The 23,690-nt window shown below is 35.4% G+C and carries 23 protein-coding genes, 4 pseudogenes and 1 riboswitch; of the genes and pseudogenes, 16 read left to right on the plus strand and 11 right to left on the minus strand.

All coding sequences use genetic code 11. The features are described 5' to 3' along the window. Positions 1-9 precede the first annotated feature (9 nt). From nirD to ORL93_RS27280, 4 genes are read left to right on the plus strand one after another with little or no spacing between them, the layout of a single operon-like run. A complete protein-coding gene (nirD, locus tag ORL93_RS27265; protein ID WP_003194479.1) occupies positions 10-327 on the plus strand; it encodes a nitrite reductase small subunit NirD in 318 nt (105 codons plus the stop codon). A gap of 58 nt (positions 328-385) precedes the next feature. After that, the gene (locus ORL93_RS27270; RefSeq protein WP_265959983.1) at positions 386-1,810 is read left to right on the plus strand and encodes a uroporphyrin-III C-methyltransferase; all 1,425 of its coding nucleotides are present in this window, start codon (positions 386-388) and stop codon (positions 1,808-1,810) included. After that, complete coding sequence (locus ORL93_RS27275) at positions 1,807-2,517, plus strand: sirohydrochlorin chelatase (RefSeq protein WP_018781996.1); 711 nt, start codon at positions 1,807-1,809, stop codon at positions 2,515-2,517. Before ORL93_RS27270 ends, ORL93_RS27275 begins: the two co-directional genes overlap by 4 nt. Continuing rightward, entirely contained in the window at positions 2,510-2,959 is a 450-nt protein-coding gene (locus tag ORL93_RS27280; RefSeq protein WP_018781995.1) for a precorrin-2 dehydrogenase, read from the plus strand. The genes ORL93_RS27275 and ORL93_RS27280 overlap by 8 nt, the downstream gene beginning before the upstream one ends. A 32-nt stretch (positions 2,960-2,991) precedes the next feature. Here the strand turns inward: ORL93_RS27280 and ORL93_RS27285 are convergent, their stop codons facing one another. Continuing rightward, positions 2,992-3,432, minus strand: coding sequence for a YitT family protein (locus ORL93_RS27285; RefSeq protein WP_097794855.1), 441 nt, complete (start codon positions 3,430-3,432; stop codon positions 2,992-2,994). A 495-nt stretch (positions 3,433-3,927) separates the two neighbouring features. On the opposite strand from ORL93_RS27285, the gene ORL93_RS27290 reads away from it, so the two are divergent. Beyond that, positions 3,928-4,023 carry a DUF3948 family protein gene (locus ORL93_RS27290; RefSeq protein WP_018767156.1) on the plus strand — a complete coding sequence of 32 codons (96 nt, stop codon included), beginning with the start codon at positions 3,928-3,930 and terminating at the stop codon, positions 4,021-4,023. 71 nt (positions 4,024-4,094) lie between these two features. On the opposite strand, the gene ORL93_RS27295 is transcribed toward ORL93_RS27290, so the two are convergent. Continuing rightward, a complete protein-coding gene (locus ORL93_RS27295) occupies positions 4,095-4,700 on the minus strand; it encodes a lysophospholipid acyltransferase family protein (RefSeq protein WP_026008688.1) in 606 nt (201 codons plus the stop codon). Positions 4,701-5,038: 338 nt separating this feature from the next. On the opposite strand from ORL93_RS27295, the gene ORL93_RS27300 reads away from it, so the two are divergent. Beyond that, the gene (locus ORL93_RS27300; protein ID WP_016116987.1) at positions 5,039-5,143 is read left to right on the plus strand and encodes a DUF3948 family protein; all 105 of its coding nucleotides are present in this window, start codon (positions 5,039-5,041) and stop codon (positions 5,141-5,143) included. Positions 5,144-5,206: 63 nt separating this feature from the next. Here ORL93_RS27300 and ORL93_RS27305 read toward each other — a convergent pair whose 3' ends face one another. Then, a complete protein-coding gene (locus tag ORL93_RS27305) occupies positions 5,207-6,154 on the minus strand; it encodes a substrate-binding domain-containing protein (protein ID WP_097794854.1) in 948 nt (315 codons plus the stop codon). A 132-nt stretch (positions 6,155-6,286) separates the two neighbouring features. Here ORL93_RS27305 and modA point away from each other — a divergent pair, with 132 nt between their 5' ends. From modA to ORL93_RS27340, 7 genes and pseudogenes are all read left to right on the plus strand, one after another. Then, complete coding sequence (modA, locus tag ORL93_RS27310; protein WP_018767158.1) at positions 6,287-7,093, plus strand: molybdate ABC transporter substrate-binding protein; 807 nt, start codon at positions 6,287-6,289, stop codon at positions 7,091-7,093. 5 nt (positions 7,094-7,098) lie between these two features. Further along, entirely contained in the window at positions 7,099-7,773 is a 675-nt protein-coding gene (modB, locus tag ORL93_RS27315; RefSeq protein WP_003194495.1) for a molybdate ABC transporter permease subunit, read from the plus strand. A gap of 641 nt (positions 7,774-8,414) precedes the next feature. Further along, positions 8,415-9,266, plus strand: coding sequence for a GRP family sugar transporter (locus ORL93_RS27320; RefSeq protein WP_003194497.1), 852 nt, complete (start codon positions 8,415-8,417; stop codon positions 9,264-9,266). A gap of 434 nt (positions 9,267-9,700) precedes the next feature. After that, on the plus strand, positions 9,701-10,504 hold the full coding sequence (gene proC / locus ORL93_RS27325) for a pyrroline-5-carboxylate reductase (protein ID WP_097794853.1): 804 nt from the start codon (positions 9,701-9,703) through the stop codon (positions 10,502-10,504). Positions 10,505-10,530: 26 nt separating this feature from the next. After that, positions 10,531-10,682 (plus strand): annotated as a pseudogene (locus tag ORL93_RS27330) (aldo/keto reductase); the annotation flags it as partial. A 195-nt stretch (positions 10,683-10,877) separates the two neighbouring features. Continuing rightward, positions 10,878-10,982, plus strand: a riboswitch (SAM riboswitch). Between the two features lie 142 nt (positions 10,983-11,124). Then, positions 11,125-12,765 (plus strand): peptide ABC transporter substrate-binding protein, encoded by a 1,641-nt coding sequence (locus ORL93_RS27335; protein WP_098160166.1) that lies wholly within the window; start codon positions 11,125-11,127, stop codon positions 12,763-12,765. Positions 12,766-13,108: 343 nt separating this feature from the next. Then, a complete protein-coding gene (locus ORL93_RS27340) occupies positions 13,109-13,576 on the plus strand; it encodes a YusW family protein (protein WP_003194504.1) in 468 nt (155 codons plus the stop codon). Positions 13,577-13,611: 35 nt separating this feature from the next. On the opposite strand, the pseudogene ORL93_RS27345 reads toward ORL93_RS27340, so the two are convergent. Continuing rightward, positions 13,612-13,746 (minus strand): annotated as a pseudogene (locus ORL93_RS27345) (peptide-binding protein); the annotation flags it as partial. A gap of 127 nt (positions 13,747-13,873) precedes the next feature. Here ORL93_RS27345 and ORL93_RS27350 point away from each other — a divergent pair. Then, positions 13,874-14,089: a DUF3951 domain-containing protein gene (locus ORL93_RS27350; RefSeq protein ID WP_097794850.1), complete on the plus strand. Its 216-nt coding sequence runs from the start codon at positions 13,874-13,876 to the stop codon at positions 14,087-14,089. Positions 14,090-14,106: 17 nt separating this feature from the next. Here ORL93_RS27350 and ORL93_RS27355 read toward each other — a convergent pair whose 3' ends face one another. Further along, complete coding sequence (locus ORL93_RS27355; RefSeq protein ID WP_097794849.1) at positions 14,107-14,610, minus strand: hypothetical protein; 504 nt, start codon at positions 14,608-14,610, stop codon at positions 14,107-14,109. A 285-nt stretch (positions 14,611-14,895) separates the two neighbouring features. Here ORL93_RS27355 and ORL93_RS27360 point away from each other — a divergent pair, with 285 nt between their 5' ends. Continuing rightward, positions 14,896-15,342, plus strand: coding sequence for a hypothetical protein (locus tag ORL93_RS27360; RefSeq protein WP_033798554.1), 447 nt, complete (start codon positions 14,896-14,898; stop codon positions 15,340-15,342). Between the two features lie 38 nt (positions 15,343-15,380). Here the strand turns inward: ORL93_RS27360 and ORL93_RS27365 are convergent, their stop codons facing one another. Next, the gene (locus ORL93_RS27365; protein WP_265959987.1) at positions 15,381-16,577 is read right to left on the minus strand and encodes a multidrug effflux MFS transporter; all 1,197 of its coding nucleotides are present in this window, start codon (positions 16,575-16,577) and stop codon (positions 15,381-15,383) included. 775 nt (positions 16,578-17,352) lie between these two features. On the opposite strand from ORL93_RS27365, the gene ORL93_RS27370 reads away from it, so the two are divergent. Further along, a complete protein-coding gene (locus ORL93_RS27370) occupies positions 17,353-18,867 on the plus strand; it encodes a glucosaminidase domain-containing protein (RefSeq protein ID WP_265959984.1) in 1,515 nt (504 codons plus the stop codon). A 258-nt stretch (positions 18,868-19,125) separates the two neighbouring features. On the opposite strand, the gene ORL93_RS27375 is transcribed toward ORL93_RS27370, so the two are convergent. The 5 genes and pseudogenes from ORL93_RS27375 to glmS all read right to left on the minus strand — a co-directional run bounded on the left by ORL93_RS27375 (position 19,126) and on the right by glmS (position 23,680). Further along, the gene (locus tag ORL93_RS27375) at positions 19,126-19,581 is read right to left on the minus strand and encodes an AraC family transcriptional regulator (protein WP_097794846.1); all 456 of its coding nucleotides are present in this window, start codon (positions 19,579-19,581) and stop codon (positions 19,126-19,128) included. A 130-nt stretch (positions 19,582-19,711) separates the two neighbouring features. Continuing rightward, a pseudogene (locus ORL93_RS27380) lies at positions 19,712-20,019 on the minus strand (heteromeric transposase endonuclease subunit TnsA); the annotation flags it as partial. A 403-nt stretch (positions 20,020-20,422) separates the two neighbouring features. Further along, positions 20,423-21,268 carry a DUF2785 domain-containing protein gene (locus tag ORL93_RS27385; protein ID WP_097794845.1) on the minus strand — a complete coding sequence of 282 codons (846 nt, stop codon included), beginning with the start codon at positions 21,266-21,268 and terminating at the stop codon, positions 20,423-20,425. 296 nt (positions 21,269-21,564) lie between these two features. After that, positions 21,565-21,786, minus strand: a pseudogene (locus ORL93_RS27390) (TnsA endonuclease N-terminal domain-containing protein); the annotation flags it as partial. Between the two features lie 91 nt (positions 21,787-21,877). Further along, positions 21,878-23,680, minus strand: coding sequence for a glutamine--fructose-6-phosphate transaminase (isomerizing) (gene glmS / locus ORL93_RS27395; protein ID WP_097794843.1), 1,803 nt, complete (start codon positions 23,678-23,680; stop codon positions 21,878-21,880). Positions 23,681-23,690: the final 10 nt, after the last annotated feature.

Consider the following 23,690-nt stretch of genomic DNA (forward strand, 5'->3'; position numbering starts at 1 on the left):
GCGATCTACATGTTGCAAACTAAAGAAAAAATAAAAATAATGCATGCAGAAGACCTTCCTGTGCAAATCGGTAAGGAAGTGCGCATTAAGGATATATCCATCGCCTTATTTCGCCTTTCAAATGGTGATATTCGCGCTGTAGAAAATCGATGCTCTCATAAAAACGGACCTTTAGCCGAAGGAATTGTTTCTGGAGAATTCGTCTTCTGTCCATTGCATGACTGGAAAATTTCATTAATAACAGGTGAAGTTCAAAAGCCTGATGATGGTTGTATCCAAACATATGAAGTAGAAGTTATTGATGGTGATATTTATATATATATGTAACTTGTACAGGGAAGCCCTTTTTGGCTTCCTTTCAAGTAAAAATAGATGAGGTGTAGAGATGAACGGATACGTATATTTAGTTGGTGCAGGACCTGGTGATGAAGGACTTATTACTAAAAAAGCAATAGATTGCCTAAAACAAGCAGATGTTGTTTTATATGACCGCTTATTAAATCAAACTTTACTTCGCTATACAAAGCCAACATGCGAACTCGTCTATTGCGGAAAAATGCCAACAAATCATATTATGCGACAAGAAATGATTAACGCTCATTTAATTCAGTCTGCAAAAGAAGGTAAAACGGTCGTCCGCTTAAAAGGCGGAGATCCATCTATTTTTGGTCGCGTTGGTGAAGAAGCAGCCGCTTTAGCAGCAGAAAACATTTTATACGAGATTGTTCCAGGGATTACATCTAGTATTGCCGCTAGTGCATATGCCGGCATCCCTCTTACCCATCGTAATTACAGTAATAGTGTAACTTTGTTAACCGGTCATACAAAAGGCGCAATTAGCGACCAAGTAAATTACAGCTCCCTCTTAAACAGCGATACAATTGCTTTTTACATGGGCGTTAAAAACTTGCCGGTAATTTGCGAGAATTTATTACAAACAGGAAGAAAAAAAGATACACCAGTAGCAGTCATTGAATGGGGTACAACTGGAAAACAACGAGTTGTTACAGGTACACTCTCCACAATCGTGGATGATGTGAAAAAAGAACAGATTTTAAATCCATCGATGACAATTGTTGGTGAAGTGGTGTCCTTACGAAAACAAATTGCCTGGAAAGAACACAAGCCACTACATGGAAAAAAAGTTTTATTTGCCTCTGCAACAAACAAAACAAGTATACTAGCGCAAAAGTTACAAGCAGCGGGCGCAGAAATATATCAAATACCAACTTTCAAAAAACAAAAATATGTATTAACACCTGAGCAGATTAGTGAAATTTTTAATGCTGAGCGCCTTGTTTTCTGCTCAGCTGAAAGTGTAGCAATCTTATTCCAATCATGTGCGCAGCATCAAAAAGATATTCGCTCCTTAAAAGCAACATTGCAGTATATGAATGCCACTACACAGAAGGCACTTATGCAGTATGGGCTTTTAAGCTTACCTGCAACACTTTCCAACGAAACAACTGTTTATTTAGGTCGAAATATTAATCGAATTGCCGTCATTCAGGAAAAAATAGGTGCTGGCTCTTATATCATGACACACGAATATAAAATTGATCATCGTTTTGATGAAGTTCATTCACGTACACTGACTGAATTCACATGGGATAGCATTGTATTTGAAGGACGTGCTGCAATCGATACGTTTATCACAGAAGTAAACCGCCTTGGCTTCACAGATATTCTGAATTTACCATTCTCCTATATCGATGAACCAACTTTACAATATGCCAATAAAGTTGGACTTCATCACATTGATTATCAATTACAAACTATCATCAATGAGAAAGAGGTGCTTACACAATGAAAGGCATCGTTTATATTGGACACGGTAGCAGATTACAAGAAGGCAATAAACAGTTCATTCACTTTGTTCAGTCTGTTATAAACGAGCGAAGTGAAAATATCCAAAAAATTGGATTTCTCGAACTAACAACACCGACTGTTCAAGATGCGATTGTAGAAGCAATCACTGAAGGTGCAACTGAGATTTTAATTGTCCCTGTTTTATTATTTGCAGCGGCCCATTATAAACGTGATGTTCCTTTTGAAATTGAGAAAATAAAAAAGCACTATCCACACATTACATTTTCAGTTATACCACCTTTTAGTACACATCCGCTTATGATCGAACTTGTCATAAAACGAATACGTGAAGCTATGCCAATGCCAAATAGTGAAATCTTACTTGTTGGCCGTGGTAGCAGTGATTCTCAGCCTATACATGAATTAAGACAAATTGGGGCAGCTGCCCAGCAAAGACTCTGCTTGCCGGTTTCCTGCTCCTTTTTAACAAAAGGAACACCTTCTTTTACTGATGAACTCAATGAAAAGTCATCGCACGCAAGGCATGTATATGTCATGCCTTATCTTCTCTTCACTGGGTTATTACTTCAGAAAATAAATCGGCATGCAAAAAAATATGCTAACGTTACAACTTGTAATTGTCTTCAATTTGATTCCTACATGAAATCTGCTTTATTAGAGCGAATGGAGGAATATGTACATGTATAACATTTATCCAATTATGTGTAATCTCCAAGGCAAAACGGTTGTGATCATCGGTGGTGGAAAAATTGCATATCGAAAGGCAGCTGGTTTAAAGAATACAGGAGCTCGTGTCACGATTGTGAGCCCGTATATTTGTGAAGAAATGGAGAATCTCACCTATATTACATGGAAGGAAAAAATGTTTACAGAAGAAGATATTAAAGATGCTCATCTCATCTATGCTGCAACAAATCATCATGATGTAAATATGATGGTTAAACAAGCTGCACATGATTTTCAATGGGTTAATATCGTAAGTGATGGCACAGAGTCATCCTTTCATACACCTGCAATCATTCGAAATGACGAATATGTTATAAGCATATCAACTTCTGGTAAAAATCCATCCTTTGCAAAACGAATAAAAGAAAAACTAATGAAGATCCTTCCCCAAATTATAAAATAAAAAAAGATGAACGAATCCCCTCGTTCATCTTTTTAGCTTGCTTTAAAACCACCGCCAAGTACATCTCGTACATCGTGAATAACAACAAATGCATCTTCATCTACATTACTGATTACTTGTTTTAATTTTACAAGCTCTTGCTTATTAATTACGACATATAGTACTTCTTTATTTTTTCCAGTATAACCACCGCGACCTTCTAAAACAGTAACACCCCGTGTCATATGTTTCGTAATCGTTTCACGAATTAAATCTGGTTGACTAGATATAATCGTAACTGCTGTTTTCGTATTAATTCCTTCTACAATGAAGTCGATTACTTTTGCTCCGATAAATACTGCAACGAGCGTATACATTGCTATTTCTTGCCCAATAATGAATACCGATCCTACAATTACAACAATATCAATAAAAGACAAGATTTGTTCATCAGGCTCTACATACTTTTTCACATTCAATAATAGTTCATCCATCAATACTCCTCCAAATTCTATTCACTGTCGTAACACTTGAAAAGAATCCATGGATTACTACATAACCGGTATAATTCAGTTATAAAGTATGAAACGCGTTTCCAGTCAAAAAAAATTCTCAAAAAAATCCGCTATGTAATGGCACATAACGGACACACCTGCTAACTTTGCGATATCTCTAATATTTGTCATGTGCTCACCTCTTTCTTTAACGTACGAATTTCATAATCCCTTGTCAAATATTTATATCCTTACATAGATGTTCAGTTTCCTTACAAAAGTGTAATCCTCCTGTAAGCTAATTCGATAGTGACTTCCCTCTATATTTCGTACAATTAGGTCAGAAAGTAACAACAACCATTCGAAAAGGAGCGGATACGCATGATGAACAAAATAAAAATAAATAAACTCGTAAATATAATGAGCATGGTGTTATCCGCTCTTGTCGATGCAAAATCAGTTGCTCATTCATTAAATAAGTAAGGAGAGAGTATGATGAACAATATTACTTTTAACAAATTAGATTTTATCGGATTAGCTAGCGGCTCAGCTCTTCTTACAGCTTTCATTTATGCTGCTACGCTTCTATAATTTTGTGTCCCCTTTCCCCTTTATATAGATAGTAATAGAAAAGACGACCGTCTATGCCCGGTCGTCTTTTCCTATTTTTTATTTTGTTGTAATGTCTCTGTTAATTCTTCAAACATTGTATTTAATTGATCCGTCATCATTTTCATAGCCGTTTTTCGATCCACTGTCTCTCCCGCTTCAACTTGAATCGGATTACCAAAAATTAATTGTGCTCTTTTCCCCTTAATTAATTCTTTTACACTTGATGGCCCAACATAAGCTGCTGGTACTAAAGGAACATTAGAACGCATTGCAATCGTAACAGCTCCTGCTTTTAAAGAAACATCCTCTGTCGATCTCGTTCCACTTGGAAAAATCCCTACTACTTTCCCATCTTTTAATAAACGGGATGGAATTTTCAATGTACTTGGCCCTGGATTTGCGCGATCTACCGGAAAAGCATTTACATTCTTAAAGAACCAATTTGTAAATTTACTTTCAAACAGTTCCTTTTTGGCCATATAATGAATTTCCGTTGGGTACATCCCAGCTGCCAGCATTAAAACATCCATAAAACTCGTATGCGTACAAGCAATAACATACGGCCCACCTTCAGGTAATTTTTCTTTTCCTTGAACCTCCACTTTTCCAAGCGTTTTAAATATATATTTCAACAAAAATGTAATTAGCTTATACATTCGTTTCGTTCCTTTCTTAATATCCAAAGTTTAATTATATCCTTACAACAATTATAACACTAAGTTTTAGTAGTTGGTAATAAAATTAAGTGACAATTTTCAAAAATTAATTCTTACAAAGGTGTAATCTTGCTGTAAGCTAATTCGATAGTTACTCCTGGTCGTATTTCATATAATTAAGACAGAAACAAGGGCAACAACAATTCGGAAAGGAGCGGATACGGATAATGAACAAAATGAAAACAAATAAATTTGTAAATACAATGAGTATGGTGTTATCCGCTCTTGTCGATGCAAAAGCGGTTGCTACTACATTAAACAAATAAGGAGAGATAACTATGAACAACATTACTTTTAACAAATTAGACTTTATCGGACTTGCAAGCGGCGCAGCTCTTCTTACAGCATTTATTTACGCACTTGCTCAAGGTCTTGTCCTATAAACTTGTTTCCCCTAACCCCTTTATATAGAGAAAAAGCTGCTCGTCCATAGACAAGCAGCTTTTTCAATTTGTTTCATATATAATTTGACCTGTTTTACTTATATCGTACCCACCAATTGCTCGTAGTTCATTTTGAAATTCTGTCGATTGCAGTATTTCTTTTACTGCTTCAATAAGTTGTTCATTTTCTTTATTTTTTAAGATTACTAAGTCATATTGTTCTTCCATAAGTGGAATAAAATCTACATTCACAATTTGTGCTACCTTTTCTGTTCCTATGCCGACATCAGCTTTCCTATTAGCAATTTGAGAGGCAACACCAAGATGATTAGACTCTTCCCAATTATATCCTCGAATATTTGCTTTATCTACATTTTGAATTCTCACCTGTTCATCTACTAGTACACGAATTCCCGATCCTTTTTCACGATTCACAAATTGAATCGATGAACGACTCAAGTCAGCCCACTTTTGTATTCCTTTTGGATTTCCTTCTTGGACATAAAACCCAACATTTCTCGCTAATAAGTTCATCACAATACATGGCCGTCCAACTAAAATTCGTTTTACATACGGGATGTTATATTCTCCTGTATCTCCATCAAACAAATGTAAACTAACGATACTTCCTTCTCCTTGAGACATTTTAATTAAACTCATTAAACTCCCCTGATAAGCCCGGAGCATACTAGAGCCTGTTAAAAATCTTTCAAGATGTTTCGCTAGCATATCTAATGTTAACTCTTGTCCACTAATTACACAGGAAGATTCTCTATTCTTCTCCTTTAGTTTCATAGAAGCAGTTTGTACTTTCCCTGTTTTCATTTGCTTAATATATTGTTCTAAGTCCACTGCATCGATGCGCATTTGTCTACCAACTCTGTAGGAAGGTAGTTCACCCTTTTTAATTAAATCATACACTGTTAACTTTGAGACTTTTAATCGATTTGCTACTTCTTCCGTTGTGTAGGAATGATGATCCATAGACGATTCCTCACTTTCTCTTTTCATTGTAACAAAGAAAGAAAATTTCTCCTATTTTTTCAAAAAGTGATTTATTTCACATTATATTTAATTATATCTATTTATAATTAAATATAATTAGTTATAATTAATATGGTGAAAAGAAAGGGGATTATATTTATGAACAGATTTACATTACGGTACATTGGGGTATTCATGCTTTCTTTCCTTCTTATATTTAGCTCGGCTTGCACAAGTGGAGAAAAAAAAGAAAAAACGACTGCTAAAGAAGAAAAGACAGTTGAACTTACGATATCTGCAGCTGCAAGTTTACAAGATGCTTTCAAAGAAATTGAAAAACAATATAAACAGAAAGAACCAAACATAAAGCTTTCCTTTAACTTTGGTGGTTCTGGTGCACTTCAGCAGCAAATTGAACAAGGGGCTCCTGCTGATATATTCTTCTCTGCAGCAGAAGATAAATTTCAAACGCTTGTAAAAAAAGGATTTATTAATGAAAAAGAGGGGAAAAATCTTCTTGGAAATGAACTTGTTTTAGTCGTTCCAAAGGAAAGTTCCATTAAAACATTTCAAGAGTTAAAAGAAGAAAAAGTGAAGAAACTAGCAATTGGTACACCTGAATCTGTACCAGCCGGAAAATATGCAAAAGCTTCACTTACGCATGAAAATCTATGGAATGACCTCCAAAACAAAATTGTATTTACAAAAGACGTCCGCCAAGTGTTAACATATGTAGAAACAGGAAATGTAGATGCTGGAATTGTATACAAAACAGATGCTCTCATTTCAGACAAAGTAAAAATTGCAAATGCAGCACCAACTAATTCTCATGAACCGATCCACTATCCAGCAGGGGTTATAAAAGAATCCAAGCATAAGAAAGAGGCGACTTCATTCTATGAATATTTACAGTCAAAAGAGGCACAATCTATCTTTAAAAAATATGGATTTACAATTCTATCTTAACTACCATGGCATTTGATGCACTTTGGCCGCCTATTTTTCTTTCCTTACGAGTAGCTGCACTCGCCACCATTATTGTTATGATTTTCGGCACAATTATTGGACGAGTATTAGCTCGCTCCTCGTGGCGCTATAAAGTGTTATTAGAAACCATTTTTCTATTACCGATGGTGCTCCCGCCAACTGTTATTGGGTTCTTTCTCATTATTATTTTTGGGAATAACAGCCCAGTTGGTAAGTGGATTGAATCATTATTTCAACACTCTATTATGTTTACATCATGGGCTGCTGTCATCGCTTCAACAGTCGTTTCATTCCCACTTATGTATCAATCGGCCAAGACAGGTTTTTCTATTGCAAACGAGCAAATTGAAGACGGTGCCCGTGATCTTGGGGCCAGTGAATACCAAGTCTTCTTACATGTCACATTGCCGCTTGCATTCCCCGCACTACTTAGTGGAATGATATTAAGCTTTGTACGTGCACTTGGTGAATTTGGAGCAACACTTATGTTTGCTGGTAACATTCCAGGAAAAACACAAACAATTCCTACAGCCATTTATATGGCGATTGACGCAAGTAACATGCAGCTCGCCTGGACGCTTGTTATCATAACAGTCGGTATGTCACTCCTATTCTTATTGTGCATCCAGCTAATTAATAAAAGAATTACTACTTCTTAAAGCGGCTTTCGACAAAAGCTGCTTTTTTATTTCCCGAAAAATAAATTGTTTTGTAGAATGAAACAATTTATCCTGCTGTTCGAGTGCTGTAAAACCCCATTGATTAAAGTTTCACTTTATCCTAACCTTACAAAATTGTAATCCTATTGTAAGCTAATTCGATAGTTACTATTTCCCACATTCCATATAATTAAGTTATAAAGTAAAGCCAATGGGAAGTAGATTGTCCCCCTCTCCCCATTTCTTAAAAAGAGCTAAGTAACTTTATTCCCCCCATCCCCATTTAAAAAAGACCTCAATTTGAGGTCTTTTTTTATTTTGATAAAATAAAACTTTGATTAGCTTTTGCTGACTTTTGAGATAAGGTCTTACTAAGCTTAAAAAACGAGATCAAATAACAGAATCTTAATTTTTGTAGAAATATACATTCTATTTGAATTTACTTTCTAAAATAGGTACTTTCCTGTTATTATATTTAGGTATTTGAAAAAAATGAAGAAATGAAACCGCATTTATATCGTAAATTCTTCATCCTGTTTTAACAATCGGTAATCTTCCACTTTCTAAGTGGGAAATTACCGATCGTTAAAACGAAATTAAATTAAATTATATTGATATAGAAAAGTGAAGGGAGTCTTGTAATGGACATTTTATTAGCGCTTCTTCCTGCAATTGCATGGGGAAACGTCTTATTAGTAAGCGTAAAAATGGGCGGCGGTGCATATAGCCAAACATTAGGTATGACAATTGGTGCCTTATTCTTTGCAACAATTATGTATATATTTACTCAACCGGCTTTAACTATGACAATCTTAATCGTCGGTTTTATTTCAGGTCTATTCTGGGCTTTAGGACAAGCAAACCAATTAAAAACTGTTGAAAAGCTAGGTGTTTCAACAACTGTAACCATTTCAACTGGGATGCAACTTGTTGCGACTTCTATCTTTGGCGTTATCGCTTTCCATGAGTGGACTACTACTACTACGATTATTATGGGAACGATTGCAATCCTTTTAATTGTAATTGGTGTTGTCTTTACTTCACTAGATGATAAAGAAAATGCACAGCCACCGGGACAACTGAAAAAAGGGCTTTTAACTTTAATTGTTTCTACTTTTGGTTATCTTGTATATGTAATTATCATTCGTTGGTACAATATCGATGGTTGGTCTGCTATTTTACCGCAAGCAGTCGGTATGTTTGTTGGTGCAGTGGTACTGACATCTAAATATAAACCGTTTAACAAATATGCAGTTCGTAACATATTATCTGGTTTACTATGGGGAACAGGAAACTTATTCTTACTTCTTTCCTTACCACGAGTTGGAGTAGCAACAAGCTTCCCATTATCTCAAACTGGCATCGTTATCTCTACATTCGGTGCGATTGTCTTCTTAGGAGAAAAGAAAACGAAACGCCAAATGGGATTTATTGCACTAGGTAGTGTCCTAATTATCGGCGGTGCTGTTTTACTTGGTATGACAAAAGCATAATTACACAATCTATTACTAAACCCTCTGAAGCATACATGCTTCAGAGGGTTTTCTATTCATTAATCACTTTTCTTTCCAATCTATCTGTGTAATTTGATCTTTAGACATTTAAGTTACCGCTATGACAAACAAAAGGGGACTTTCACTTGTTTTCTCTCTGCTTTAGCTTGGCAATCTATCCGCTTTTAAACATGACCAGATGCTCTCTCACCTAAAAAGAAAAGTTTTATGTAGGTGTTTTAATTGGGATTTATATATTTTCAAAACTTTCATTCCTCTCTTACCAACCTATCAATAGCTAAATTACTATAAAAGTTAATATGGCATATACTAATCCTTATAGCAAATTCATATAAGTCTTTTCTTTTTACAAAGATCTCTCAAAGATGTTATCGTTTTTTATGCCCTATTCTAATCAGGAAGGAATAAAAGATATGCTAAAGAAACATAGAATTTTATTTATTGGTGCTGGCCGTATGGCAGAAGCAATCTTTGCTGGACTTCTCAAAACAAGTAACGAACACATTGAAAAAATTATCGTATCCAATCGAAGTAACATAGAAAAGCTTAAACAATTAGAGAAAAAATATAATATCTCCATTACGAGTGATTGGACTCAACATATCAAAACTGTTGATACCATTGTTTTAGCGATGCCACCAGCTGCACATGAACAATTATTAGCAGCGTTATCTCCTCTTCTAACCAATCAATTTGTTGTAACGGTTGCTGCCGGGATTGGTCCATCTTACTTAGAAGAAAAACTTCCTCAAGGTACACCTGTTGCCTGGATTATGCCAAATACAGCTGCGACAATTGGAAAATCTATTTCTCTATATACAATGGGACAGTTCGTAAATGCTGAACATCAAGAAACTTTACAACTACTCTTAAAGGGGATTGGTACAGCACAGCTATGCACGGAAGAAGAAGTTCATCAGCTGACCGCTGTTACTGGAAGTGCACCTGCCTTCCTTTACCATTTTGCTGAAGGTTTAATTGAAACAACAAAAAGCTATGGAATCGATGAAGCAACAGCAAAACATCTTGTTATCCAAATGATTGCTGGTTCTGCTGCTATGCTTGAGCAAGAACAAGATCCAGCTATGCTTCGTGAACAAGTGACAACACCAGGTGGTTCAACTGCAGAAGGTTTAAAAGTTCTATATGAAAATAATTTTCCGAAGATTATTTATCAAGCAATTGAAGCAACCAATAAAAAAGCTAGAGGGAATTAATATGAAATTCACAAGCTTACACAACATTACATAACGGTGTAAACGCCTTGGTTTGGCTTAGGTGTTTTTTAAAGTTGAAGATGGCACAGAAGTAATTGATTCTGTAAAAGCAGCTATTAAAAATGGATACCGCAGCATCGATACAGCGGCAATATACAAAAATGAAGATGGCGTTGGTCCAGACCCTGATAATTTTGATTTTTAAAAACGAGAGTCACTGTGCAATTGCACAGTGCTCTTTCTTTTTATATCCCTATTTAATAGACTGAAAATTTAAACTATATTTCATTTCATTGACAGTTCATTTATCCGGGTGTAAGATTTTGAATAATCAAAGAAACAAAAAAATTAATACAAATTACTATGTTTACTCATTGTATCAAGAGAGGTGGAGGGACTGGCCCTTTGAAACCTCGGCAACAGGTTCACTTTGAATACTGTGCCACTTCCTGCAAGCATTATGCTTGAAAGATAGAATGAGGGACTTCGTTTATATACAGGTACATGCCTTGTAAACAAAAATCCCTCTTTCTCGATAAGAAAAGAGGGATTTTTTCTTTCCCTCAAAGTTGTTCATTAACTATTTTTTAATACCCAAACAATTTAGGGAGGAATTTTACATGAAAAAGAAATTTGTACCTGCTGTCGCATCTGTTTTAGGAGCAAGTATTTTATTAACAGGATGCGGTAGCTATAAAGACGATGCAAGCGGAGCAAAAGCAAAAGATAAAGCACCTGATAAACAAGTATTGAACTTAGCTGCTGGTACAGAAATCCGCACAATGGATACTGCACGCGCTACAGATACTGACTCTGGTCAAGTAATGAGAAACGTATTTGAAGGTCTATATAACCTTGGTGAAGGAAACAAACCTGTGCCTGGTGTTGCAAAGTCTCATGAAGTGAGTCCGGATAAAACAAAATATACATTCCATTTACGAGATTCCAAATGGTCAAATGGAACACCCGTAACAGCGAAGGACTTCGTCTTTGCTTGGCAACGTGCAGTTGATTCAGCAACAGCTTCTGAATATGCCTTTTTATTCTTTGATATAAAAAATGCAAAAAAGATTAATAGTAAAGAGCTTTCGGCTGATCAACTTGGTGTAAAAGCAATCGACGACCACACTTTTGAAGTTGAATTAGAGCGTCCAGTTCCATACTTCATTAGCTTAACGGCATTCCCAACATTTTTACCGATTAATGAAGAATTCTTTAAATCACAAGGTGATAAATATGCATTAGAAGATAATAAGCTTATCTATAATGGGGCCTTTACATTAAGTGATTGGAAACATGAACAAAGCTTTAAGTTTAAGAAAAGTACCAACTATTGGGATAAGGATAATGTGAAACTTGAAGAAATTAATTTTAATATCGTCAAAGATCATTCAACAGCCGTTAATTTATATGAATCAAAACAAATCGATCGACTTACTTTAACCTCTGATCTTGTTGATAAATATCGCAAAGATAGTAACTTTAAAGAACGACCAGATGTTGGTGTACAATTCGTACGAATGAATCAAAAAAATAAAACGTTACAAAATGTAAATATCCGCCAAGCTATCGATAAATCGATAGATAAAAAGGCATTTGTAAATGTTCTCTTAAATGATGGCTCTCTTCCTTCTTATTCTCTAGTTCCAAAAAACTTTGCAAAGGGACCAAATGGAAAAGATTTTCGTGAGGAGAATGGCAATTTAACGAAAGAAAATACAAAAGATGCTCAAAAATTCTGGAAGCAAGCAAAACAAGAATTAGGTTCTGATAAAATTTCAATTGAATTATTAACAAGCGATAATGACCTTTCGAAAAAAACTGGTGAATATTTAAAAGAACAACTAGAGAAAAATCTAGAAGGCTTAACAATTAACTTGAAGCCTCAACCACGTAAACAGCAAGTCACATTATTGCTACAAGGAAATTATGATATTGCTGTTGATGGCTGGAGCCCTGATTTTGCTGACCCGATTACATTCTTAGAATTATTTACAACTGATAACTCATACAACTTAGATCACTATTCTAATAAAGAATTTGATGATTTGATCCAAAAAGTAAAAACTGATTTAGCTGGTGATGAAAAAGCACGTTGGGAAGCTTTAAAACAGGCAGAAAAAATCTTATTTAAAGATGCTGTTATCTCTCCTCTCTATCAAAATGGAACAACATACTTAGAACGTTCTTATGTAAAAGGAATAGTTGAAGTTGATTTTGCAGGACCACTTAACTTCAAATGGGCAAAGGTTGAGAATTAATCTCGCCTTATAGAAGTTAATTTTAACGAAAGCTTCGATTACAAGAGAAAAAGGGTATCCTCCAAAAGGATGCCCTTTTTCTTTATGCTTCTTTTACTAAATGTCTCTTTCCCTTTAATACAGATAATAGTCCTACAGCGATTAAAGCTAAAATTTGTGTAATAACAATTATAAATAATAGAGAGATAATATTTTCTTTTAAATTTCCACCACCAAATATTATTGTATAATAACCATTTGTAGCGTACGTTTCGGGAAATAATTTATGTCGAGCACATACATAATTACATGAAATTGGGAAAAACTTGTATGGAAGGAACGATACACTAAGGAGGAATATATTATGAGAATTTTACTTTCAGTTTTATTAGCACTTATGCTAGTACCTGCGCTAACAGGTTGTACTGCACCAAAAAAGGAAACTCCAACTTCTGATAAGAAAACAACGGACGAAGCTAAAAATGAAGCACCTCAAGATTTAAAACTTAACTTTAACGAATTTCACTTAAATGCAGACTACCAAGATACGAAGAAAGATTATGAAGCGGAGTACAAAAGTAAAGGTGCAGACAAAAAGATGGAAGGAAAGATTGAGGATCACAAGACAGATGTAAAGCTAACGAGTGACAAAGCTATTGCCAAACTAAGTCCACTTCTACAAAAGTTAACATTTGATAAAAACACACCTGATCAAGAGGTAATTGATCAAGTGGTAGACGTATTCCAACTTGATAAAGACTACCAAAAATTCGACTTAGAAGTTGTGTTCTCAGATGGAACGAAGAAAGAGTATAAGAAGGAAGTAAAATAAAGAAGTAGGCAAATGCCTACTTCTTTATTTTTTGCTTACTTTTTCGCATGTCGTAAGCTTGGCTCAGAACCAATCATATATTCTAAATCAGATACGGATAATTTTTGCAAATAAGAATCTGTCGGGAACATAATCGGAATTAAAGGATATTCTGTAAACATAATATCTTCTTCTTTCATACCTTCTTCTAACAACGCTTTTGCAGCAGTTAGATTATATTTAAAATAATTCCTTTTTTTGTTTTACACTAAGGTAAAGGACAAATAAAATCCTCTCTATGTAGAAAGGAGAGCTACGATGGATCCATTACTTATGGAAATTATAGGATTACCATTAACAATCGTAATATTAGTTATCATAGGCTTCTATAAATTGTTTATAAAAAAGAAAAATATAACTTCCTTTTATACTCCATTCGATAACATTACTGGGCAAACAATTTCAGAATTTCATGAAGAGCAAAAAGTCTTAGTAGCTGAAGATGAAGATGGGGACGGGAAAAAGAAAAAATAACCTTGCGCATTGCAAGGTTATTTTTGTGCTTCTTTTTGAAAGCGTTTATAGTACGTTGAAGCTGTTGAAAAATGAACTTCTATATCACGAATTAACGCCGAATCTTCATCTTTCGCTAATTTCTCTAACTTTTTCATTGCTTGTTCTGCCTCATTTAAGAAGCCAACATATAGCTCATGTTCTTGTTCTTTTGACTTCGGTACACGAATTTCTTTGCGTATATGATCGATATCCGTTAACATACTCGTGGTTACTTTCTGTACATCTTCTTTAAACTTAGGATATACTAGTGCCTTGCCCCCTTTTTCCTTCGCTTCTTCCCATAATTTTACCGCTTCATTTAACTCTTTGTTCATTTTCTCATCATACTTATTATGCACATCACGATATACTCTCATATCTTCTTTCTGCTCTGCCGATTGTTCTACTTTTTCTTTCGGTTCTTTTGTATCCTTATTTCCATTACACCCTGCTAAAAGAAGCATTCCTCCAAGCAAGACAATACTCCACACTTTCTTCATCTCTTAATCTCCTTTTGTCTACATCTACTACTTATCTCCACTTGCTATTATAACGAGAACCATTCAAACTTTACACTTATGACCGTACTTTTATACACATATCACCATTTTTGTCACAGTATCGTCACTTTATACGCCCAGAATCTTCACAGCTCTTCTTCTATACCTTACAAAACTGTAAGCACACATCTGGAACATAGCATGCTAGACTTACATATGAATGAAACATTCCTACCTAAGGTTGCATTATCCATTTATTTAGAAAAAAGGAGGCCAACAATATATATGTACAACAAAATGATGTTTATGGAAGAAGAACTTTCCGTTCTTATTCGTAAAAGATCACTCCATATCAAAAATACAGAAAGTCTTCGCCGCGTATTAAAGAAGAGAACCGCTCCACTTAGACTTGCCCGTTACTTAAAACAAGTGCATATAGACAAATACAACACCGCCCTAAACATATCTGATGAATCACTAACAATTGAAATCATCGGGCATGTCTATATCGGAAATTTTGCAGATATTTTAAAAGCTATTCCTCGTATACCAAAAATTGCTCCGATAATTGTAGAAAGAGCTTATAGAATTACGGACCATACAGATATTATTGACTGCGGTGAAAAAGAGGTTGATTCAAATCGATGGGTTTGGGATAAATTAGCTATTTTATACGATGCAATCATGAATAATATGTATGAGCTGCTCCAAGAAAATAACAAAAAGAGCTAATTCAAAATATACTTTGAATTAGCTCTTTTTTAGTATTCTTATGCCTCTATATCCTGCTTTTCCCGAAGTACAAACTGTCTTTCACTGCGCTTTGCCATAAAGATATAACATAAAACCGCTCCCACTTCACATAGGGCAATCACAATTCCCATAGGAAGTGCTGTGTTACTACCTCCAATCCCAACTAAAGGCGCAACAAGCGCTCCAGAAATGAACTGTAGTAGACCAAGTAAAGCTGATGCTGTTCCTGCAGCTTGTTTTTGATTTCTCATTGCTAGTGAAAAACCTGTTGTCGATACAACCCCAACACTTGATACAACAAGAAATAACGAACATAAAACACCAATCAACCCTGCTCCTAGTACAATCATAAGAAGTAAAGAAAGACCACCAACAGCTGCAATTCCGACGCCCATTACAAATAATGTTGTCTCATTTACTTTCCCCGCTAAACGTCCAGTAATATGGCTAGCAATAATAATCCCAATACCATTAATCGCAAAGAATAAACTAAATGCTTGCGGTGATGCCCCGTATATATTTTGCAACACAAATGGAGAGCCTGAAATATAAGCAAACATTGCTGCTGACACTAAGCCTTGCGACAAAGCATACCCCATAAATAAGCGATCTTTCAGCAAATTCCCATATGTCGCTAATGTTCCTGCTAAACCACCTGTTTCTCTCTCCTCAAGAGGCAATGTCTCACGCAATACAAAAATAGCGGATACTAACATAAATACACTTATCACTCCAAGAACGATAAAGACCCCGCGCCATGATGTAAACTGTAACAATTGTCCTCCAATAATCGGAGCCAAAATAGGCGCTGCTCCGTTTACTAACATAAGCAGTGAGAAAAACTTTGTCATCTCCGAACCTGCGTACATATCACGTACCATAGCACGTGATATAACAATACCTGCTGAGCCTGAAGCTCCTTGTAAGAAACGTAAAAGAACTAAACTCCAAATAGATGGTGCAACGGCACACAATAAAGAAGATGCAACATAGATAATAAGAGCAATAATAAGCGGTTTGCGCCGTCCATAAATATCACTAATTGAACCAACAAATAATTGTCCAACCGAAAGCCCTAGTAAGCAAGCTGTTAAAGTAAGCTGAGCAAGAGAAGCATTCGTTTGTAAATCATCCGTTAATTTTGGTAACGAGGGCAAGTACATATCAATGGACAATGGCCCAATTGCTGTGAGTGTCCCTAATACAAGAATCATCCATAACCTGTTTACTCTTACAGGTTTATATACATCGTGATTACTTTCATTCACTTACATCATTCACCCTTTCCATTATAAAATCCGAATCGTAACAATTATAGTTACATCTCTAAAGATACGTCAAGTATATCGTACTTTCCTTTATAACGAAATGAAAAATCCTTAACTGAATACCCACATTCGACGGAGACGGATCTTCTCTATCTATGATATGTAACTTCATTCAGATTCCTAATACTAGATTTAGAAGCCCTTCATCATATTATAGTATCTCAGATAAACTCCACCTCAATATTTTTAATACATGATTTAATAACCCTGCTCCAAAGGCTAATGATTTCAATACTTCGATTTCTTCCACTAGGACAGTAATAAGTACATAACAGTTACTTTCAATATCAAAATTGGTTATTACACTAGCAAATTCGTCCTTTCTTCGGATAGTTTGATGGTATCATTTTTCCAAGAAAACGAATTTTTTTATGCATCTATTTTTGAATATGTATGAATTTTACAACACCCTCAAAATAAAAAATTGACTGTATAAGTCAACTTTTTCTAGTTTTATGCTCGTCTCTCAATCACTGTTCCTTTTCACTTCTATTTACATTCCACTTTACTAACAATTATATGAAACTACTCATATAAAATTATTTTAACAGTAATTTATTAGACTTTTATGATATTTGTTTGTTTTTTCCTCCTCCCTTGTTACAATAGTACTTTGGTTAATATGAAACTAACAAACTACTAAAAGGAGTATTATTAAGAAATGTTAAAAAAAGCTGCATCAATTATCTTAGCATCAAGCATACTTTTTATTCCTATAAAAGGGATGGCTGAAACTGTATCAACTTACAATACAGCAATTAAAACAAATGAAACTGTAAAAAAAGGATGGTTACAAAACAATAATAATTGGTATTTCTTAAATTCAAGCGGAGTCATGCAAACAGGATGGCTTTTTGATAGCGGGGCTTGGTATTACCTAAACTCTAATGGCGCTATGAAAACAGGGTGGCTTTTCGATAAAGGAGCTTGGTATTACCTAAACTCTAATGGCGCTATGAAAACAGGGTGGCTTTTTGATAACGGAGCTTGGTATTACCTAAACTCTAATGGCGCTATGAAAACAGGGTGGCTTTTTGATAACGGAGCTTGGTATTACCTAAACTCTAATGGCGCTATGAAAACAGGGTGGCTTTTTGATAACGGAGTTTGGTATTACCTAAACTCTAATGGCGCTATGAAAACAGGGTGGCTTTTTGATAACGGAGTTTGGTATTACTTAAACTCTAATGGCACCATGAAAACAGGATGGCTTCTCGACGGTAACCAGTGGTACTACCTAAATTCAAATGGGACGATGAAAACGGGTTGGCTACAAGAAGGGAGTACATGGTACTATTTACAGCTAAATGGTGTTATGCAAACTGGATTCGCTTCTATTGACGGAACAACGTATTATTTCAATAACAGCGGTACTTGGATTCCTGAAAATAATATCACTGCTACGTCATATATAAACCTTGATTTAACATATGCTTCAAATGTTACTGGTAAAGAAATTGATGCTGACATTAAAAAGTACCAACCAGATAGCCCATTAATTGGACATGGAAACGACTTTGTTGCAGCTCAAGCTCAGTATGGTGTTAACGCACTTTATTTAGCGGCACATGCTATTTTAGAATCCGGATATGGTAAATCTGAAATCGCATATCGCAAACATAATCTATTTGGTTTGCGCGCTTATGATCAGGATCCGTTTAAATATGCAAAATATTTACCAACTTTCGGTGATAGCATTGCCTATAATGCCAATTATGTAAGAGATAAATATTTAGAGAAAAATGGATCATATTACTATGGTCCAACATTGCAAGGTATGAATGTTATGTATTCAACAGATCAAGAATGGTCTACCAAAATCGCAAAAATTATGGAGCGTATTAAACCCTTCCAAAAGCAAGATTATTTATATGCAAAAAAATTACCTAAAAACCCAAATACCTTAAATGTTGACGCACTCTCAAATAATATCCCATATAAAACATATCCACAGGGAACGAAAGCAACTGCTAAACTAGCTGCCTTCTATTACGTTGTACCCTATTCATTTGATGGAGTAATTAAAAGTCAGTCTGTTACAGAAAACAACCAAGGTACATTAGCATTAGGAACATCAGTATTCGTTCATCGCGAAGATCCCAATGGATGGGTCGAATTCTCATTTACAATAAACGGAAATAAATATTGGATATTGAAAACTAAATTAAACATGTAAACAGCACAGCCCTTTTAGACGAAAACTAAAAGGGCTGTATTTATAAAAGCTAAGAGTACATTTAAAGAGGCCAGATTTTCGATATAGTACCTGCAATAGATATATTTCCTAGTACGAAAATTATTGGTTGTTATGCTCTCCCTGAGATATTCCTTTTGGCCAGTGAAGTGGAAAATGTATTTTTTAAGAACCAAAAGAGGAAATATAAGGTGCTCGTTTTATTCAATCAAACAAATTGGAATTTATCCAATTACTACTTTAATATACGGGTACACAAATTTCACAATGATGATTATTAACTATTTTGACTACATACCTTTCGATGATTGGTCTTGCTTCATCAAATTGATATCCTTGCCCAGATAATTCTGGAAAAATATCAACCCACGCTTTCTGAACTGCTTCTGCTGTATGATTAATTTTAAAAACAGCATATTTTCCTCCAACAATATTACCTTCTCTTACATAGTCATCAGTTACTGCATAGTCGTTTGAAACAACTATGCAGGTATCATAACGACAGTTTTCAAGTTTAGTAGTTTCAGGATTATCCTGAGCAATTCCAAAAATTATGGATTCGTCATTAAATAAATGGTTAGATTTTGCCCATTCTTTTAATTTTTCCATTATTCGCACATTATTAATTCCATAAGGGCCAATCTCCCTTATGTAAGCAATCCGATATGCTGGAATCTTTTCAATCATAATATCCATGATTTGTTTGCCTCCTTTAAAGAATGAATAACTTGTTCATTACAAGATTACTACGATATAAAATAGAATACACAGCATTTTTTAAAATTATTGACATATATTTTAAATATTTACATTTATCATTTTCTAATTCTACACTTAATAAAAAATCCTTTGTCATCACAATCGGTTCGCCCGTTTTAGGATCTGTAGGATGTTTAATTCCTAATTCATCTGCAATAACAAAATAAGAATATTCAGTTATATAAAAGTAATTTCGTTCCAAATCTGATAAAAATTCATGTTGTCTGCTCGTTTTAATCCCTTTCAAGCGTGTTGATCGACCTAACGAGGAAACATCTTGAATCTTCAACCAAGGCTGATAATCACCCTAATTCCTGACCCGCGACCTTGCATAATCCATTTTTCAATTTCAGATGTTCTTTTTCTTTTGGACATAAAAACACCCCTTTAGATAATCGTATCTAAAGGGGTAAAGCTTCGCATGTTTTTTAAAAACGTCGCGACTTTATTTCAAACCAACAATAAATGTAGCTTTAGAATAAAGATTGATCAAATTAATACTAATAGCCTTGATAAACAAGCAAAAAGAAAGAGCGTGTTTTGAAAAAAGATTAATTAAAACACGCTCTTAATATATTTTATTGAATCATTCTTTTATAAAAAAGTTTGATCATTTCTATGATATTTCCTCCATTAAAGCGCCCTTTAATGGAGGAACATGCTAGAGGGTGTCAAACAAAGAACTAAGGCTTTGGTCAACCTTTTATAAAGCAGTCACAGTAGTAATTTTGTGACTGCCATTTTTAACTAAACGAAAATTGAAACACACTCTAATCCTTTAACTGATAGAAAACCTGTTCAATTTTGCCTCAGTACCAAGCATTACAGTGTTAAGCTCATCCCCTCGGCTATCTTGTCCCCTTCTGAAATAGAGACTGCGTAAAAAATTCTTGCTGTTCACGCGAGCAATCACCTGACTGCGACTTCTCGGCAAATTGCAGCATTGCGCTAAGCCGCTAAGCCAATCAGCGATTTCTTGATGTGGAAGTAACTCTTTGTCAATCATCGTATCCACGATGTTGACCAACCGCTCATCATCCTCATCGCTAAAAATGTGTCTACCATTATGAAGCATGCCAGAAATAGCGACAAGAACCTCACGCAGCATTGCGACGCTGCTCTCCTCGCACTGCACCAGCTCGACAAAAACATCCGCACCGTGAGACGCGCTGTGAGCCCAGCCTCCTACTGAAAGGTAACCTCGCAGATCCTTCTCCTCTTTATAATAACGGAGCATTGCATGCATTAATTGCTCAATTTCCGCTTGATTGAAAAATGGATTCTGTCTGTGGTGTTGCACAATCAAAGCGATAGGCAAGGCAGAGAACGTCCTTGTAAAAACTGACTGATCATCCTCGCTGCCAATATTATAGAACAAATGGTTCTCATCAGTCAGAACAGTTAAGAGGCTACGCAACTCCTCTCCACTGAACCTATTCTCTTCCTTAATCCACATATAAAACATCGGATAAATTAGGTTATCCCGTAATTCTGGCTGAGGATCGCCAATATATTGAAGTAACAAAGGTAAGAAATCTTGATGCTGCTCACCTTCGCGTAACTGATACTTATCCTTCTCAATTCTTTGCAAATCCAGCATCAAGTTGGTCCTTGTATCGCTCATTTTCCCATCCCTCTCATCATTCGTTCTATTCGGTCGATTGTTTTTTCAAATACTCTTAAACCTACGTTGTTATATTTAAAATTTTTTTGCAATCTTATTTTTACTCCCGATTCATGAGCTGTAATTAACCTTTGACTCTGCTTTAAGTCATCAATAAGAATTATTTTCGATAATATCCAAAGTGAAATCATATAAATTATCATAGTATAATAGTTCGATTGCTTTATCTCTTTTCATTTCAAGCCTTACTGCATATGTAGTTTCTCTATTTTTTCGAAATCTGTTCTGCGGCCAGCAACAATATAATTCGAATACTCAGTTAAATAAAAATAATTGCGTTCTAAATCCGATAGAAATTCATGCTGTCTGTTTGTTTTTATTCCTTTTAAACGAGTTGAACGACCCTTTGAAGATACATCTTGAATCTTTAACCAAGGTTTATAATCTACTCCAATACCGGTCCCTCGACCTTGTTTAATCCACTGTTCAATCTCGGATGTTCTTTTTCTTTTCGACATAAAAACACCCCTTTAGATAATCATATCTAAAGGGGTAAAACGGTGCAACTTTATTTCAAATCTACAATAAAATTATGAACCTCCCAATCTCCTACTCAACAGTAACAGATTTAGCTAAGTTACGTGGCTTATCAACATCACACTCGCGGTGAAGCGCTGCGTAGTATGAAATCAGTTGTAATGGAATAACCGCTACAAGCGGTGCTAACGCTTCATGTACAGCTGGTAATACGAAGCTGTCACCTTCCATTTCTAAGCCTTTCATTGCGATGATACACGGGTTTGCTCCGCGTGCTACTACTTCTTTTACATTGCCGCGAATTCCAAGGTTTACGTGCTCTTGTGTAGCAAGCGCGATAACTGGTGTACCTTTTTCGATTAACGCGATTGTACCGTGTTTTAATTCTCCACCAGCAAATCCTTCTGCTTGGATGTAAGAGATTTCTTTTAGCTTTAACGCACCTTCTAAACCAACATAGAAGTCTACGCTACGTCCGATGAAGAAACAGTTGCGAGTTGTCGCTAAAAATTGCTTTGCAAGTGCATCCATTTCTTCTTTTTGATTACAAAGTACTTCCATTGCATTGGCTACAAGACCTAATTCGTGTGTTAAGTCAAAATCAAGAACTTCACCTTTTGCTTTCGCAATGTCAGCTGCTAAGATTGAAAGCACTGCAAGTTGTGCTGTGTAAGCTTTCGTAGAAGCGACTGCAATTTCTGGTCCTGCATATAAAGGTAGTGTATAGTCCGCCTCACGAGAAAGCGTAGAACCTGGTACGTTTGTGATTGTCAATGCTTTATGACCCATTTCATTTGTTTGCACAAGTACTGCACGGCTATCTGCTGTTTCACCACTTTGTGAAATGTAAATGAAGAATGGTCTTTCTGTTAATAGTGGCATATTGTAAGAGAATTCACTTGCTACGTGTACTTCTACAGGTACTTTCGCAAATTTTTCGATGAATTGCTTTCCAACAAGACCAGCATGGTAACTTGTTCCACATGCAATAATATAAATACGATCGCTATCTAAAATTGCATTACGAATGTCTTCATCTAATTCAATTGCGCCATCTTCATTTTGATACTTTTGAATGATGTTACGGATTACAAGTGGTTGCTCATCAATTTCTTTTAACATGAAATGAGGATATGTTCCTTTTTCAATATCACTTGCATCTAATTCCGCTGTAAACGGTGCACGCTCAATCGTTTCACCTTGTAAGTTTTTAATTGTAATGCTTTCTTGTGTTACGATCACCATTTCTTTATCCATTAACTCGATAAATTGATCTGTAACTTGTAACATTGCCATTGCATCGCTTGCAACAACATTAAAGTTGTCACCAACACCTACTAATAGCGGGCTTTTGTTTTTAGCAACATAAATCATGTTTGGATTTTCAGCATCAAGTAAGCCAATTGCATAAGAACCATGTAAAATGGATAACGTTTGACGGAATGCGTCTTCTACACTTAATCCTGTGTTAACTTGCTGTTCCATAAGCTGAACGATAATTTCTGTATCTGTTTCACTTACAAACGTCACATCTTGAAGATATTCTTTTTTCACTAATTCATAGTTTTCAATTACACCATTATGAACTAGTGTAAAGCGTTTTGACGTACTTTGATGCGGATGTGCATTTACTTTACTTGGAACACCATGTGTTGCCCAGCGTGTATGACCGATTCCCACGCTTGCAGCTACATTTTCATCCACGATTTCACGAAGTTTTGCAATACGGCCTTTTTCTTTGTATACAACAACACCGTTCTCTGCCTGTACTGCAATACCCGCTGAATCATATCCACGGTACTCTAGCTTCTCTAAGCCTTTTAATAAAATTTCTTTTGCATCTTGATCTCCAATAAATCCTACGATTCCACACATGTTTAGTCGC

The sequence above is a fragment of the Bacillus sp. DHT2 genome, from assembly GCF_026241455.1.
GTDB classification, from domain to species: domain Bacteria; phylum Bacillota; class Bacilli; order Bacillales; family Bacillaceae_G; genus Bacillus_A; species Bacillus_A pseudomycoides.